The sequence below is a fragment of the Sellimonas caecigallum genome (assembly GCF_019754295.1).
In the GTDB taxonomy this organism is placed as follows: domain Bacteria; phylum Bacillota; class Clostridia; order Lachnospirales; family Lachnospiraceae; genus Sellimonas; species Sellimonas caecigallum.
The window spans coordinates 134,628-149,859 of record NZ_VIRV01000001.1; the positions used below are offsets into that span (position 1 = coordinate 134,628).

Genomic DNA, 15,232 nt, shown 5'->3' on the forward strand with positions numbered 1-15,232 from the left:
CGCTAGTTTCTATCATATCATCCTAATTTATGGAAATCTGTATCTGTTGCAGTTTCTGCAGATCCTTCTTTGCCTCCATCAGCCGCTGCAGTCCTTTGATATCCGTCGGATCCAACGCCCGTGTAGCTTCTTCTATGCTGTGATTCTTGACCCGTATCACGGTCTCTTTCAGAGCCTTTTCCTGCTCTTCCTTTGTGGACAGCTCTTTGATCTTTGTGTGGAATAAAGAGGCCGCTTCTTTATGCTCCTCTTCTTCCGTAAAATAGTTCAAGATCTGGGCCGGATTGAGTCGTCCTGCTTCGTATTGTTCATACAGCAGTTCTGCCACTTTCCGGTACGGAACGCCAGGGAAATCTTCCGGCGAAATATATTTCTTAACCTGGGCAAACACTGACATATCTTCGATCATCCATGTAAGGAGAATTTTCTGTGACTTCAGGTTCCCATCCTCTTTTTCCCTGTTTCCTTCCGTCTTTTTTGCCCTTTTTACCGGAACGGCAAGGCCTGATACGACGGCCATCTTCGCCACCAGCTTTCTAAGATTCTCAAAGGAGACTTTGTATGTTTTTGCTACCGCTTCAATGTAATTGTTCCGTTCAATCTCCTCATCGAATGTCCCGAGTCTTCTGGCCGCTTCTTTCATAAATTCAGTCTTTCCTTCCGGAGAAGCCATATCAAACTGCTTTTCCAACACTTCCAAACTGAACATAAATCCGTTTCGTGCTTTTGAAATACGCTCTTCAAATGCCTTCGGACCAAGATTTTTAATAAATTCATCTGGATCCTTATATGGATCCATCCGGATGACCTTCGCACTGATGCCGGCATCTTTCAGGATCGGAACAGCTCGAAGCGCTGCTCTTGTCCCCGCTTCATCGCTGTCATATGTCAGATATACTTCCTGCACATACCGTTTGATCAATGAGGCATGTCCTGCTGTGAGAGCAGTCCCAAGGGATGCCACAGCATTCGTAAATCCTGCCTGATGAAGAGCGATAACATCCATATACCCCTCACACAAAAGAAAATACGGCTTTCTTGTCTGTCTTGCCCGATTCAGTCCATAGAGATTTCTGCTCTTATCAAAAATGGGAGTTTCGGGCGAATTGAGATACTTGGGCTTACCCTCTCCCATCACTCGTCCGCCAAATCCGATTACTCTGCTGTTTGCATCCATAATTGGAAACATAACCCGATTCCAGAACTTATCGTGCAGACCGTATTTCTCATCCGCACTTGCAAGACCAGCCTGTATGATCATCTCATCCGAATACCCCTTCATCTTCAGATATCGGCTTAGATCATCACTGTATTTGTTTGCATATCCAAGCCCGAAATGTACAATCGTATCCTCCGAGAGTTTTCTCCCTGTCAAATACTCATGTGCCGTCTTTCCTTTCTCGGATTTTAATTGGGCATAATAATATTTGGCAGCCAGCTTATTGATTGCTAGAAGTGTCTCTCTGATTCCTGCCCTTCTTCTTGCTTCCTGCGACTCGTCTTCTTTTGGCAGATCCACACCTGCACGCTGAGCCAGATGCTGAAGTGCTTCCGTAAAGGTATAATGTTCATATTCCATAAGAAACGTAAATACATTCCCTCCTGCTCCACATCCAAAACAGTAATACATCTGTTTATCTCTGCTCACAGAAAAGGATGGAGATTTTTCATTGTGGAAAGGGCAAAGTCCAAACCAGGAGTTTCCTTTTTTGGAAAGTCTAACGTAGGATGAGATCACATCCACGATATCATTTTTCATCCTCACTTCTTCGATCAGTTCTTCTGAGTAATACAAGTCTGTCCCTTCTTTCACATATGGTCATAATCTCCTACATAAGTTATATTCGACAAAAGGTGGTAATTTCCTTTTTTTACTTCAAAGTTTTTTCGAAATTTTTTTAGTTTTTCCTACAACTCAATTATTTTTCTTTTTCCAGCCGTTTTTTTATGGCATCTACGACTGTCTCGAGTACTTTGATCCTTGCGTAGTATTTGTCATTTCCTTCCACAATGATCCACGGCGCCTGCGGCGTAGATGTCTTGATGATCATCTCTTCTACCGCCTTCTCGTAGAGATCCCATTTTTCCCGATTTCTCCAGTCTTCTTCTGTGATCTTCCACTGCTTGTCCGGATTTTCCTGGCGCTCCCGGAATCTTTTCTCCTGTTCATCTTTGTCGATCTGCATCCAGAATTTCAGCACGATGGCTCCCGCATCCGTAAGCTGTGTCTCCATCTCGTTGATCTCCTTATACGCCCGTTTCCATTCCTGCGATGTACAGAATCCCTCTATTCTTTCCACCATAACTCTCCCATACCACGTCCGGTCAAATATGGCGATATGTCCTTTCTTCGGCATTTTACACCAAAATCTCCAGAGATAATGGTGTTTCCGCTCGAGATCGTTAGGAGACGCTGTTGGAATCACGACAAATCCCCTCGGGTCCAGAGCCTGAGTAAGTCTCTTGATGGCGCCGCCCTTCCCCCCTGCATCCCATCCTTCAAAACCGAGCACAACAGGAATCCGCTTTTTATATAATTCACCGTGCAGACGTGCCAGTTCTTTCTGCAGTTTTGCCTTCTTCTTTTCGTACTTTTCTTTTGGGCATGCAAGTGTCAGATCAGCCCGGTTCAGAACAGAACTCTCCTCATCCATATCAATTCCACATTCTATCGTCCCCGGTTTTTTCCCTTTCTCCAGCGCTGTCTCCATAGCTGCGATTACCGTCTTATAAATCTTAACTGTAGCATAACGTTTATCCGTGGCCTCCACGATTGTCCACGGCGCATACTCCGTATCAGAACGCTTCAACATCTCCTCATTGACTGCCAGGTATTCCGGATAGCCTTCGTTTCTCTTCCAATCGTCTTTTGTCACTCTCCACATCGTTTCCTTGATAGAGGAAAGTTTCTCAAACCGTTTTTTCTGTTCTTTCTGATCAATAGCAAGAAACAGCTTTATAATCAACTGTCCGTCATCTGTCAGTTCTTTCTCAAATGACAAGATCGCCTGGAATGTCTGATTCAATTCTTTCTTCGTCAGCTGCTTCTCAAAATGCTCCTCCAGTACTCTCCTGTACCAGCTCGTATCAAAGACCGCTATCTTCCCCTTTTCCGGCGTCTTCATCCAGAATCGTTTCATATAAGGATAAAACTTTTCATCTTCTGTCTCTTTTTTTACAGCGAATACTTCGAATCCTCTTGGATCCAGAGCCTGGATCAGCTTTCCGATCTGAAGCCCTTTCCCTGCAGCATCAAATCCCTCAAAAACAATCATGACCGGAATTTCTGCTTTCTGGCATTCCCTCTGCAGTCGTCCAAGCTTTACAGTCAGCTCTTTCATCTGCTCTTTATATTTTGTTTTTTCCATCTTTTTCGACAGATCAATCTGTTCCAACATAAAGTTTCCTCCTTTTCCAATTTTTTTATTTTTTTAAATTTATTGTTGACATTCTGTCCGATTCATAGTATTATATACCTCGGACAGCCGATAAAACGGTTGCTTGCGGAAGTGTCGGAACTGGCAGACGAGCAAGACTAAGGATCTTGTAAGCATTGCGCTTGTGTGGGTTCAAGTCCCATCTTCCGCATCCTTTGAAGAGAGCTTTTTAAGTTCTCTTTTTTCTTTTTATAAACTATAAGCTGCTGTCCTTTCGGCTACAATGCCAATTATTGTATAAGTATAGCACTTTCATTTTACAAATTGTAGCCTGGTGCAGGAAAGATTTTTCCTTTTACAGAATTGCAAAAAAATTTTATTTTTTTCTTGACATTCTATCCAGTTTATAGTATTATATACCTCGGACAGCCGATAAAGCGGTTGCTTGCGGAAGTGTCGGAACTGGCAGACGAGCAAGACTAAGGATCTTGTGACTATTGCAGTCGTGTGGGTTCAAGTCCCATCTTCCGCATTTCGATTTAAAAACCCTTCTGGTATGTATTTATACCAGAAGGTTTTTTTAGTTCCAAACAATTAGCCTAAAAAAGACATCTCCAGTCGCTTGGACTTCGAGATGTCTTTTCTCATGTTACTATTAAACTAATATTAAGCCTGGTTTGCTTTTGCAAGTTCTGCAAGTGTTGCAAATCCAGCCGCATCGTTGATAGCCATATCTGCAAGGATCTTTCTGTTGATCTCTACTCCTGCTACCTTTAATCCGTGCATCATTTTGCTGTAGGATAATCCATTCATTCTTGCAGCAGCATTGATACGTGCGATCCAAAGCTGACGCATCTGGCGCTTGCGCTGTTTACGTCCAGCGTATGAGCTTGTGAGTGCTCTCATAACAGACTGTTTTGCCACTCTGTACTGTTTGGAGCGCGCCCCTCTGTATCCTTTCGCTAACTTCAAAACTCTATTGTGTTTCTTCTTTGCGTTCATTCCGCCTTTAATTCTTGCCATGTCTTACTCCTCCTTCTATTCTTCCAACTCTTATAAGTACGGTAATACTTTTTTCATGTTCTTCACATTTGTTGCATCTGTGATGATCGCTTTTCTGAGGTTTCTCTTTCTCTTTGTGGATTTCTTTGTTAAGATATGGCTCTTGTAAGCTTTGTTTCTCTTTAACTGTCCTGTTGCTGTCTTTTTAAAGCGCTTTGCAGCTGCTCTATTTGTTTTGATTTTTGGCATAATAATGTTCCTCCTTAAATAATAAAATAAGTTTATTTTTAACGTTTTTCAGTTAAAACCATGCTCATGCTTCTGCCTTCCATCTTTGCTGCCTTCTCAACTACAGCTACATCTTTCAGGTGTTCCGCAAAATCATCCAGGATATGTTTGCTCTGCTGTACGTGAGCCATCTCTCTTCCGCGGAAACGAAGTGTTACTTTTACTTTATTTCCTTTCTGGATAAATTTCTTTGCATTGTTTACTTTTGTGTTCAAGTCATTCGTATCAATATTTGGAGATAATCGAACTTCTTTTACATCTACAGTTTTCTGTTTCTTTCTTGCTTCTTTCTCTTTTCTTGCCTGCTCATATCTGAACTTGCCGTAATCGATGATCTTACATACCGGCGGCTTTGCTGTCGGAGCAATCTTTACGAGATCCAGCTCCGCATCCTGCGCAAGCTTCTGAGCTTCCTTTGCAGACATAATTCCTAATTGTTCCCCATCCTGTCCGATAACCCGCACTTCTCTGTCGCGGATCTGCTCGTTAATCATTAATTCGCTAATTGTAGTACACCTCCGTAAATAGAAATACTCATTCCTTGTTCTGTCCGTTTTCTGTTGCCAAACTTTGTCTGCTGACAGTTTCACGCACAAAAAAAGCGGACAGCCACAGACTACCCACAAACATCTCTCCCTTTCCCCTCTTTCTAGCGGATACAAGGATCTGGATATTTAACCATCAGTCACTCTTTTGTGCTGCGGTGAGAGCGGATACTCTGCTTTGTTTTTCATACAATAGTTATATTATCACAGCCTCCTTTCCATGTCAAATACTTTTTTCAATATAATTTTTTTCTTGCTTTTTGCATACCACTATGCCATAATATACACACTTACTTTAAAGTGATACAGAAATAAGTTATTGCGAGATTAGGAGGGTACAAATGAAAGAACGAAGTAATTTTTCCAGCAGACTCGGCTTTGTGTTGGCTGCGGCCGGTTCTGCTGTAGGACTGGGGAATATCTGGCGTTTCCCTTATCTGGCAGCCCAGTACGGAGGAGGAACATTCCTTCTCATCTATCTGATCCTTACTGTCACTTTCGGTTTCTCCCTTATGCTTGCGGAGATTGCTATCGGACGTAAAACTGGACTCAGTGCCATCGGAGCATTCAAGAAGTTAGATAAGCGTTTCGGCTTTCTCGGTGTTCTGGCATCCCTGGTACCGATCATTATCTTCCCTTATTATTCTGTTATCGGAGGATGGGTTACAAAATATCTGGCAGTTTTTGCGACAGGCGGTGGTAAAGAAGCTGCTGCGGATACGTACTTTTCCGAATTTACCGCTTCTCCGATCGAACCTTTGGGATGGTTCTTCCTTTTCCTTGCCGCAACGGCCATCATCGTCCTCTTTGGTGTAGAAAAAGGGATTGAGAAAGTCAGCAAATTTATGATGCCGATTCTTGTCATCCTGACAGTTGGCATCGCAGTATATTGCATCACACTTCCAGGAGCCGAAGAAGGTGTCATATACTATTTAAAGCCAAACCTGAAAGATTTCTCCAGCAAGACTGTACTTGCCGCTATGGGGCAGCTCTTCTATTCCATGTCCCTGGCCATGGGAATCATGGTTACATACGGCTCCTACATGCGGAAAGACAACAATCTGGAATCATCTGTCCGGCAGATTGAAATTTTTGATACCGGTTTTGCATTCCTTGCCGGTCTTATGATCATCCCTGCGGTATTTGTTTTCTCTGGAAAAGATGCGCTCCAGACGGGTCCGGGCCTGATGTTTGTTACGCTTCCAAAAGTATTTGCAAACATGCCTCTCGGCGGTTTTGTCGGAGCCGTTTTCTTCCTTCTTGTCCTGTTTGCCGCCCTTACTTCCTCCATCTCCCTGATGGAGACCATCGTATCTATTATCTGCGACAAACTACACTGGGCAAGAAAACGTTCTGCACTTACTGTAGCCGTATGTGCATTGATTCTCGGCGCTCCGTCTTCCCTTGGATTTGGGCCTCTGAGTTTCATTAAGATTTTAAATCTTTCCATCCTGGATTTCATGGATTTTATAAGCAACAGCGTATTGATGCCGATCGTCGCATTCCTGACTTGCATTTTCGTAGGATTTTTCATCAAGCCAAAGTCAATTGCCGACGAAGTAAGACTGAGCAGTCCTACATTCAAAAGTGAAAAACTTTTTACTGTCATGATCAAGTGGATCGCTCCTATCTTCCTTGTTGCAATCCTGTTGAGCTCTGTATTCCACTGGGTATAATACGGGCTTCTTTCTGCGGGCACAGTGTCTATCGATACTGTGCCCGTTTTGCTGTATACTTTTCCCCGTTTTGGAAAAACTTCATACTGAAACAGGAAAAATGGAGGAACAATCAATGAAAGTTTCCAAAATCATACAGGAAAATATCGCTTATATCAACGAAGTACTCCCAGTAAAGGAAAGCTTTGATATCATAGAGAGAGACATGATCATCGGAGGACGGGAAAGTTGTTTTTTCTTTATCGATGGATTTATGAAAGATGAAGTCATGTCTAAAGTTATGGATACATTGTTTAAGCTTACACCGGAACAAATGCCAAAAACTTCCACAGAACTTTCCAGGACAATGATTTCCTATGTAGAAATCGATACCTTTTCTGAATTTGACGGAATCATAAAAAATATTTTATCCGGAGTAGCATGTCTCTTTGTGGACGGCTATGAATCCTGCATTGCTATCGACTGCAGAACATACCCTGCAAGAAGCGTAGACGAACCTGCCCAGGACAAATCACTCAGGGGATCCCGGGACGGATTTGTGGAGACAATCGTATTTAACACTGCTTTGATAAGAAGACGGATCCGGGATCCACATTTGACAATGAAAATGATGGAGATCGGAAAATCGTCCAGAACGGACGTTACGCTCTGCTATATGACTGATCGGGTAAATCAAGATCTTTTGAATCTTCTTATACAAAAATTTGAACAGATGAGAGAGCACGATCTCAAGATGAACCAGCAGACTCTGGCGGAACTTTTGTTTAAAAGGAAATGGTATAATCCTTTTCCCAAGTTCAAATATACTGAACGCCCAGATACAGCGGCGGCATGTATCATGGAGGGAAAAATTGTAATCCTCGTGGACAATTCACCTTCCGTCATGATTCTTCCGACTTCGATCTTTGACATAATCGAGGAGGCAAATGACTATTACTTTCCTACGCTGACCGGGATCTATCTGAAGATTTCCCGCAGCATCATTACAATTATGACTGTATTTTTGACTCCTCTCTTTCTTCTTTTTATGCAGAACCCCGAATGGATACCTGATGTATTTGATTTTGTGCTCGTAAGAAACACGATCAATATTCCTCTTTACTTCCAGCTCCTTCTGCTGGAACTGGCTATCGACGGTCTGCGCCTTGCCGCTTTGAACACGCCAAGTATGCTCAGCACGCCCCTCAGTGTTATTGCTGGTATCGTCATGGGCGAATTCTCTGTGCAGTCGGGCTGGTTCAATTCAGAAGTCATGTTATATATGGCTTTTGTGGCAGTAGCCAACTATACACAGCCAAACTTTGAGCTTGGTTACGCACTGAAGTTCATGCGTCTGCTTCTTCTTACACTGACCGCCCTTTTCAATTGGATCGGTTTTGCCGTCGGTTGCATCATAATTGTATGCTCCGTCTGCTTTAACCGTACTGTATCCGGCAGAAGCTACCTGAATATCCGTCTGAATTAACTGGGAGCATGACTGGACAGATTCAGATTTTTTTGGAATTTTTTCAAAAGTTTTTGCTTCATTCGGTAAAAAATGGTATGATTAAGGAAACTGAATGAGGAGGTCTTGCAAAAGTGAAAGAATTTGTTATTACAGCAGACAGTACCGTAGATCTGCCGAAAGAGTGGCTTGAAGAGCACCATATTCCGGTATTACGCTTATCATATACCATCGATGGACAGTCTTATCCGGACATGGAAGGGCTTTCCAAGAAAGAATTTTTCGACCGGATTCGTGCCGGTGCTATGCCTACCACATCCCAGGTTACCCCATCTCAGGCAAGAGAGTTTTTCGAATCGATTGTCAAAGATGGGAAAGACATCATCCATATTGGCTTTTCTTCCGGACTCAGCGGAAGTGTGGGGAGCGAACAGCTCGCTGCCCAAGAGCTGATGGAAGACTACCCGGATTGCCGTATCACTGTCATTGACTCTCTGTGCGCCTGCCTGGGGGAAGCCCTTCTGCTCTACTATGTTTTGAAACAGAAACAGGAAGGAAAAGCCTATGACGAGATCGTGACATGGGCAGAAGAAAATAAACTCCATGTATGCCACAACGTCACAGTGGACGATCTTCATCATCTCCACCGCGGCGGACGTATCTCCAAAGCTACCGCTGTCCTCGGTTCGATGGTCAAAATCAAACCGATCATCCACGTGGACGACAACGGCAAACTTGTCGTTATTGGCAAAGAAAGAGGTCGAAAAAAATCCCTCCATAAGATTGTCGATATGATGGCAGATCAGATAAAAGGCTGGGACAATGAGATTGCCATGGTCACGCACGGCGACTGTGAGGAAGATGCACAGTATGTTGCCGACTTGATCAGAAAACAGTATGGAATCCAGACGGTGCTGATAAATGTGATCGGCACTGTCATCGGCAGTCACACTGGTCCAGGTGTTGTCGCAACTTTCTGCATGGGCAACAAACGATAATACCTTTTCTTTTCATATAGTCAGGGGCCGGACAGTTTTACAAACTATCCAGCCCCTGACATTTTCATTTTGATAAGCAAATCTTATTCGTAAATCGGATATCTGCAGCAAATATCCGTCACTCTCCTTCGGATCTCATCCGCACTGTTTTCAAAATCAACAGCAGCCATTTTTATGAGCGCCGCAATCTCTTTCATCTCTTCTTCTTTCAGACCTCTCGTTGTTACTGCCGGCGTCCCTATCCGAATTCCGCTTGTCACATTTGGGTTTTGCGGGTCATTTGGCACCGCATTTTTGTTGACTGTAATATAAACCTCATCGAGACGGTTCTGCATCTCTTTTCCGGTTAACGCCATTCCTGAGAGATTTACAAGCATCAGATGATTGTCCGTCCCGCCGCTTACCAGGGAGAACCCTTCTTCCAGAAGCGCTTCGGAAAGAGCTTTTGCATTTTTCAGGATCTGGGCCTGGTATTCTTTAAATTCCGGTTTCAACGCCTCTCCAAAGCAGACTGCTTTTGCCGCAATGATATGTTCCAGAGGACCGCCCTGTGTCCCAGGGAAAATTGCCTTATCTATCTTTTTTCCATATTCTTCTTTACAGAGAATCAATCCTCCCCTTGGCCCTCGAAGTGTCTTATGAGTCGTCGTCGACACGACATCCGCGTACGGCACCGGATTCTGATGCAGCCCTGCCGCCACAAGCCCTGCGATGTGTGCCATATCCACAAAGAGGAACGCACCTACTTCTTTCGCGATATCCGCAAACAGATCAAAACGAATCTTTCTTGGATATGCCGATGCACCTGCCACGATCATCTTCGGCTGGCACTCTTTTGCGATCTTTCGGATCTCATCATAATCAAGCACTCCCTGATCGTTTACACTGTACGGCACAAAGTGATACAGTTTTCCCGACTGATTTACCGGGGAACCATGAGTAAGGTGTCCGCCATGATCAAGATTGAGTCCCATGACCGTATCTCCCGGTTTCAAAAAAGCCTGATAGACAGCCATATTCGCCTGCGCTCCGGAATGAGGCTGTACACATGCGTGTTCTGCACCGAACAGCTCTTTTGCCCTCTCGATAGCGATCGTTTCAATCTGATCAACGTTTTCGCACCCGCCGTAATATCTCCTGTTAGGGTACCCTTCCGCATACTTGTTGGCGGGAACGGTAGCCATCGCAAGCATAACAGCCGGACTTATAATATTCTCTGAAGCGATCAGCTCCAGATTTCGTTTCTGCCGCGCCATCTCGAGTTCCAGCCCGTGTCCTACTTCGGGATCACAACGTTTTACATAGTCCATTACTTCCTGCACCAGATTCATCGCAATTCCTCCTTGTGTTTGATAGATTTTATCTTTTTAAGTTCAAACGAAAGCCGCCTTACCTCGTCGTACTTCCGAATCCCCCATTTCTTACTCCGTCCGCCTCATCATCGATAGTAATTCCATACTCCACAAAGATTCCCTGCATAAAACCTTCGTGTGCATTCAGTTCCACAGTTTTGTCCTCATTGGAATCATTGGTAATCTTCGCAAAAATATGTCCTTCATTGTCAGAATAATAGTAATCACTGTCGATGATACCTACCGTGTTATTAAGCTGAAGGCGATATTTGAAACCAAGTCCACTCCTTGGATAGCATTTCAGAACCCAGTTTTCCTCCATCCAGACACGAACTCCTGTCGGTATTTTTACCGTTTCTCCCGGTTTTAATACAACCGGATATGGTGTATAAAAATCATAGCCTGCGGAGCCTTTTGTCGCCCTCTTCGGAAGCGGCAGACTGTCATACACTTCTTTCGCCTCGTCTTCTTTCAAAATTCCCTGCGTCCCTGCAAGAAACTGCTCCAAACTGACCTTTTCAAATTTCGCGATTCTTTTCATGTACATACTCCTTTTGTCGTTTCCTTTTGTCGTTTCATCTAAAATTATACGGCATTTTGCTTTTCTTGTAAATCTATCTCTTTTCTGGTATGCAGTTTTTTCACGTACTACACCTTTCCAAAACTGCAGAAAGACCCGTGCCGGACAAGTCTATTCTTTGTCTGACACCGGGTCTTCCGGTTAATTTCCACATTCAATACTGATTTCATTGAAAAGATCCAGGATGCTGTCTACCGTGATCTCTTCCTTTTCTTTTCCTGCTTTGTCAAGGATGCATTTTCCCTGGTGCATCATAAGCATCCTGTTTCCATATTCTACGGCATATCGAAGATTGTGGGTAACCATGATGGTTGTAAGATTCTTTTCCTTTACAATCTGATCGGTCAGTTCCATGATGATCTCCGCTGTCTTCGGATCCAGCGCTGCTGTATGCTCATCCAGAATCAGGAAGTCAATAGGCGTCATCGTGGACATCAGAAGCGCCATCGCCTGCCTTTGTCCGCCGGAAAGAGATCCTACTTTGACATCCATTTTATCTTCCAGCCCAAGATTTAGGCTCTTGAGCTGCTCCCGATAGAATTCTTTTCTTCCCTTGTTGATCCCGCGCGACAGTCCGTAAGTTTTTCCCTTATTATCCGCCAGCGACATGTTTTCCAAAATTGTCATAGAAGGGCACGTTCCCAATGCCGGGTTCTGGTAAACTCTTCCAATACGGCGGTTTCTTTTATATTCTTTCATCCGGGAGATATCCTCCCCATCCATCAGGATCTGGCCGGCCTCGATAGGAATGCTCCCACAGAGAATATTCAGCATGGATGTTTTTCCAGATCCGTTGCTGCCTACGACGGAGACGAAATCCCCTCTGTTGACTGTAAGGTTGAAATCGTCAAAAAGGCACATCTCGTTGATCGTACCTGGGTTGTAATATTTACTGATTCCTTTTAATTCAAGCATTTTTCTTTACCTTCTTTTTCCTTTCCATCCCGATGATGAGAATGATCAAAAACAGCACGGCTGTGATAAGTTTCATATCCTGCGGTTCACAGAATTTCAAAGCTGCTGCAACGCAAGCCTTATAGATGACAGATCCGATCAAAACAGCCGTAGTAGCTTTTAAAAACGTCAGGTTTCGGAACAGACTCGTTCCGATGATCACGCTTGCAAGCCCGATCACGATGGCGCCGGTTCCGCTGGAAATCTCAAACACTCTCTGTTCCTGGCAGAAAATGCATCCAGCAAGAGCCACAAGCCCGTTTGCAATGGCAAGTCCGAGAATCTTCACATTTCCCTGATCTTTCGCCAGGGATGTCACGAGATTTTCGTTATCTCCTACTGCCCGGAGAAGGAATCCCGATTTTGTCTTCATGTACAAATCCAGAAGGATCTTGCTGATCACTGCGATGACAAAGACGATGATCAAAACTTTATACTGAGCAAAATTTCCGGAGAAGATACCGTCCATTGTCTCATTGTCAAAAATACTTTTTTCTCCGAAGATTGGTACATTGGCCGTTCCCGCAAGGCGAAGATTGATCGTCCAGAGTGCCGTCATCATGATAATTCCGGAAAGAAGATCTCTTACTTTACATTTTACGTGGATCAGTCCTGTACAAACTCCTGCAAGCGCTCCCACAAGAAAGGAGACAGGGATCGTAAGATATGGATTTACCCCTTTGACAATCATTGTGGCCGTAACTGCAGCTCCAAGCGGAAAACTTCCGTCTACTGTCAGATCCGGAAAATCCAGAATCTTGTATGTGATATACACTCCAAGGGCCAGGATCCCATAGATCAGTCCCTGCTCTAAAATCGATATCCAAATGCTCATCTCTATTTTAATTTCCTTTCTACTTTGAAATCTCAGCAAACACTTCCACTGCTTCTCCCTTTAATGCTTCATCTACCGCAACGCCAAGGTTTTCCGCTGCTTTCGTGTTGATGTATAATCCCGGCTCAGAAATCGTCTCATATTTCATCTCAGACGCCTTTTTCTCTCCTTTTAATACCTGTGCCGCCATCTTTCCTGTCTGCTTTCCAAGCTCGATATAGTCAAGTCCCTCTGCAGCTATGCAGCCAAGTTTGACCTGTTCAATCTCACTTCCGAATACCGGGATCTTTTTCTCGTTTGCTTTATTTAAAATCGTTGCCAAAGAGTTGACAACCGTATTATCTGTCAGATTTGTAAGACAGTCTACTTCTCCCAGCAGTTCATCCGTGGCAAGAGAGATATCAGCCGTCTGAGAAATACCCTTTGTGACAATCTCAAGATTGTAATCCCCCGCCAGTTCTTCGTATGTCTCGATAGCTGATATGGAATTTACCTCGCTTGTCGTATAGAGAATACCAACCTTTTTCGCATCCGGAAGCATCCTGCGTATCAATTCCAACTGTTCCTTGATCGGAAGTTCATCACTCGTCCCCGTCACTTCGCCTACCGGCGTCCCATCGTCTTTCGCGAGTTTGGCAAGCTTTGGATCTGTTACTGCCGTGTAGATGACAGGAATACCTGCATTCATGGCGGAATTGTATGCTGCCTGTGCAGCCGGTGTCGCTATGCCGCAGATGAGATCTGCTTTGTTTGAGACAAAGGAATCTGTGATCTGTTTTGCCGTACTTTGATCAGCTGCCGCATTTTTGTATTCTATTTTCAGATTCTTTCCTTCTTCAAGTCCTTCTTCTTTCAACCCTTGGATAAAGCCTTCCCGGCAATTGTCCAGAGAACCATGTTCTGCAAACTGGGAAATTCCTATCGTATACTGCTCCTCCCCGGATGTTCCTCCTTCTTCTTTGCTGCCGCATCCTGCTGTCATTCCGATAACCATCATTGTGCTCAATAAAACTGCCGCAATTTTTCTTTTCATTTTCTTTCTCTCCTTTTCTGATTTTTACCTCGCTCTCCGCACGAAAACGGAGAACTCTCTGATTTGAGTTTCCTCTTTCGGATATCATATGCCAGATACCCTGCTGCCAGTCAAAGAAAGGAAGTGGTTTTATTTCTCATGCAATATTTCCCATGAAATATAAAAACCGCCTCAAGCTTATTTCTGCTTGAGACGGTAATAAATCTCTTTATTATCGCGGTACCACTCAACTTGACATCAAGTCCACTTTCTCATGTACTAACATACACTCCTGATTGATAACGGGTTCGGTTCCCGACACACCATACTTGCCTTACGGCTTTCAGGCAGCCCTCAAAAGTCCATTCGGCTATCCGCTCCATACGGCAATCCCACCATCTGCCGCTCTCTGTGATCTTGCATGACAACTTACTCATCTTTCTCAACGGTTTATGCTATGAAATATAAAATTCATGTTTATACATTACCATGTTAAAGTGTTTGTGTCAAGCAATTTTTCGAGAAAATTTTCTCAGACTTTTTTATTCTGATGTTTACTGACAAGAACATTTCTCCAGAATCTCTCTGGCAATATTGAAAATTTCTTTCCCGTCTGTCACGATTTCCACATCAGCTGCTTTTTCATACCATGGTCTGCGCCTTTCCAATAATTCTTCTATATAAGAAACCGACTTATTCTTTTCCAGGATTGGTCTGTCATGACTGTCACGAACCCGCTCAAAGATTGTCTCCGGGGAAGCAGACAAAAGGACGATTGTCCCGCTTTTTGTCATCTCCTCTACATTTTCCTGGCGAAGCGGCACTCCTCCCCCACAGGATACGATCACGTCTTCTTCTTTCTGCATCTCTCTAAGAAAATCCGTCTCCAGATTCCGGAAATATTCCTCTCCGTCAGTATCAAAAATTTCAGGGATTTTTCTTTTTTCACGTTTCTCGATTTCCTTATCCATGTCAAGAAGCTTCCTCCCCGTCATGCGGCAAAGCTCTTCCGATATCGTCGTCTTTCCGGTACCCATAAATCCGATCAAAAATATATTTCTCACTTTTTGTCTCCTTGTCTGTTTTTGTCTGATTTTTTCACATTGACTTTAACACACTGAACCGGTATAATTTTACCATAAATCATTCTATATAGAAAGAGGTTCCTA

At 43.8% G+C, this 15,232-nt stretch carries 14 protein-coding genes and 2 tRNA genes; 5 read left to right on the forward strand and 11 right to left on the reverse strand.

Annotation, left to right across the window (positions count from 1 at the left end):
- Nucleotides 1-22: 22 nt before the first annotated feature.
- A complete protein-coding gene (dnaG, locus tag FLB61_RS00645; protein ID WP_221919300.1) occupies nucleotides 23-1,795 on the reverse strand; it encodes a DNA primase in 1,773 nt (590 codons plus the stop codon).
- Between the two features lie 124 nt (nucleotides 1,796-1,919).
- The gene (pap, locus tag FLB61_RS00650) at nucleotides 1,920-3,398 is read right to left on the reverse strand and encodes a polyphosphate:AMP phosphotransferase (protein ID WP_221919136.1); all 1,479 of its coding nucleotides are present in this window, start codon (nucleotides 3,396-3,398) and stop codon (nucleotides 1,920-1,922) included.
- Nucleotides 3,399-3,503: 105 nt separating this feature from the next.
- Here pap and FLB61_RS00655 point away from each other — a divergent pair.
- Both FLB61_RS00655 and FLB61_RS00660 read left to right on the forward strand, forming a co-directional pair.
- A tRNA-Leu gene (locus tag FLB61_RS00655) sits at nucleotides 3,504-3,588 on the forward strand.
- 236 nt (nucleotides 3,589-3,824) lie between these two features.
- Nucleotides 3,825-3,909: transfer RNA gene (locus FLB61_RS00660), tRNA-Leu, on the forward strand.
- 134 nt (nucleotides 3,910-4,043) lie between these two features.
- Here the strand turns inward: FLB61_RS00660 and rplT are convergent.
- Genes rplT through infC form a run of 3 tightly spaced genes read right to left on the reverse strand, consistent with a single transcriptional unit; the run spans nucleotide 4,044 to nucleotide 5,161 of the window.
- A complete protein-coding gene (rplT, locus tag FLB61_RS00665) occupies nucleotides 4,044-4,400 on the reverse strand; it encodes a 50S ribosomal protein L20 (RefSeq protein ID WP_087199508.1) in 357 nt (118 codons plus the stop codon).
- 30 nt (nucleotides 4,401-4,430) lie between these two features.
- Complete coding sequence (gene rpmI, locus FLB61_RS00670; RefSeq protein ID WP_087199506.1) at nucleotides 4,431-4,628, reverse strand: 50S ribosomal protein L35; 198 nt, start codon at nucleotides 4,626-4,628, stop codon at nucleotides 4,431-4,433.
- 38 nt (nucleotides 4,629-4,666) lie between these two features.
- Nucleotides 4,667-5,161, reverse strand: coding sequence for a translation initiation factor IF-3 (gene infC / locus FLB61_RS00675; protein WP_087199504.1), 495 nt, complete (start codon nucleotides 5,159-5,161; stop codon nucleotides 4,667-4,669).
- A 392-nt stretch (nucleotides 5,162-5,553) separates the two neighbouring features.
- Between infC and FLB61_RS00680 the strand changes: the two genes are divergently transcribed.
- The 3 genes from FLB61_RS00680 to FLB61_RS00690 all read left to right on the forward strand — a co-directional run bounded on the left by FLB61_RS00680 (nucleotide 5,554) and on the right by FLB61_RS00690 (nucleotide 9,330).
- Nucleotides 5,554-6,888 carry a sodium-dependent transporter gene (locus tag FLB61_RS00680; protein WP_087199503.1) on the forward strand — a complete coding sequence of 445 codons (1,335 nt, stop codon included), beginning with the start codon at nucleotides 5,554-5,556 and terminating at the stop codon, nucleotides 6,886-6,888.
- A 100-nt stretch (nucleotides 6,889-6,988) separates the two neighbouring features.
- A complete protein-coding gene (locus FLB61_RS00685; protein ID WP_087213180.1) occupies nucleotides 6,989-8,353 on the forward strand; it encodes a spore germination protein in 1,365 nt (454 codons plus the stop codon).
- A gap of 113 nt (nucleotides 8,354-8,466) precedes the next feature.
- On the forward strand, nucleotides 8,467-9,330 hold the full coding sequence (locus tag FLB61_RS00690) for a DegV family protein (protein ID WP_087199499.1): 864 nt from the start codon (nucleotides 8,467-8,469) through the stop codon (nucleotides 9,328-9,330).
- A gap of 83 nt (nucleotides 9,331-9,413) precedes the next feature.
- Here the strand turns inward: FLB61_RS00690 and FLB61_RS00695 are convergent, their stop codons facing one another.
- The 6 genes from FLB61_RS00695 to FLB61_RS00720 form a co-directional block, all read right to left on the reverse strand.
- Complete coding sequence (locus FLB61_RS00695; protein ID WP_275952189.1) at nucleotides 9,414-10,655, reverse strand: serine hydroxymethyltransferase; 1,242 nt, start codon at nucleotides 10,653-10,655, stop codon at nucleotides 9,414-9,416.
- Between the two features lie 64 nt (nucleotides 10,656-10,719).
- Nucleotides 10,720-11,223 (reverse strand): dCTP deaminase/dUTPase family protein, encoded by a 504-nt coding sequence (locus tag FLB61_RS00700; RefSeq protein WP_204244031.1) that lies wholly within the window; start codon nucleotides 11,221-11,223, stop codon nucleotides 10,720-10,722.
- Between the two features lie 180 nt (nucleotides 11,224-11,403).
- Nucleotides 11,404-12,177, reverse strand: coding sequence for an ABC transporter ATP-binding protein (locus FLB61_RS00705; protein WP_087199495.1), 774 nt, complete (start codon nucleotides 12,175-12,177; stop codon nucleotides 11,404-11,406).
- Nucleotides 12,170-13,051 carry an ABC transporter permease gene (locus FLB61_RS00710; RefSeq protein ID WP_087199494.1) on the reverse strand — a complete coding sequence of 294 codons (882 nt, stop codon included), beginning with the start codon at nucleotides 13,049-13,051 and terminating at the stop codon, nucleotides 12,170-12,172. The genes FLB61_RS00705 and FLB61_RS00710 overlap by 8 nt, the downstream gene beginning before the upstream one ends.
- A gap of 19 nt (nucleotides 13,052-13,070) precedes the next feature.
- Entirely contained in the window at nucleotides 13,071-14,084 is a 1,014-nt protein-coding gene (locus FLB61_RS00715) for an ABC transporter substrate-binding protein (RefSeq protein ID WP_221919137.1), read from the reverse strand.
- A 533-nt stretch (nucleotides 14,085-14,617) separates the two neighbouring features.
- Entirely contained in the window at nucleotides 14,618-15,127 is a 510-nt protein-coding gene (locus tag FLB61_RS00720) for a shikimate kinase (protein WP_330625462.1), read from the reverse strand.
- Nucleotides 15,128-15,232 lie beyond the last annotated feature (105 nt).

What these genes read in the sequence shown, in the direction of transcription:
- FLB61_RS00680 (WP_087199503.1), top strand. Translation starts at nt 5,554, where the DNA reads ATGAAAGAACGAAGTAATTTTTCCAGCAGACTCGGCTTTGTGTTGGCT.
- FLB61_RS00710 (WP_087199494.1), bottom strand. Translation starts at nt 13,051, where the DNA reads ATGAGCATTTGGATATCGATTTTAGAGCAGGGACTGATCTATGGGATC.
- FLB61_RS00715 (WP_221919137.1), bottom strand. Translation starts at nt 14,084, where the DNA reads ATGAAAAGAAAAATTGCGGCAGTTTTATTGAGCACAATGATGGTTATC.
- FLB61_RS00700 (WP_204244031.1), bottom strand. Translation starts at nt 11,223, where the DNA reads ATGAAAAGAATCGCGAAATTTGAAAAGGTCAGTTTGGAGCAGTTTCTT.
- FLB61_RS00705 (WP_087199495.1), bottom strand. Translation starts at nt 12,177, where the DNA reads ATGCTTGAATTAAAAGGAATCAGTAAATATTACAACCCAGGTACGATC.
- pap (WP_221919136.1), bottom strand. Translation starts at nt 3,398, where the DNA reads ATGTTGGAACAGATTGATCTGTCGAAAAAGATGGAAAAAACAAAATAT.
- rplT (WP_087199508.1), bottom strand. Translation starts at nt 4,400, where the DNA reads ATGGCAAGAATTAAAGGCGGAATGAACGCAAAGAAGAAACACAATAGA.
- FLB61_RS00685 (WP_087213180.1), top strand. Translation starts at nt 6,989, where the DNA reads ATGGAGGAACAATCAATGAAAGTTTCCAAAATCATACAGGAAAATATC.
- infC (WP_087199504.1), bottom strand. Translation starts at nt 5,161, where the DNA reads ATGATTAACGAGCAGATCCGCGACAGAGAAGTGCGGGTTATCGGACAG.
- rpmI (WP_087199506.1), bottom strand. Translation starts at nt 4,628, where the DNA reads ATGCCAAAAATCAAAACAAATAGAGCAGCTGCAAAGCGCTTTAAAAAG.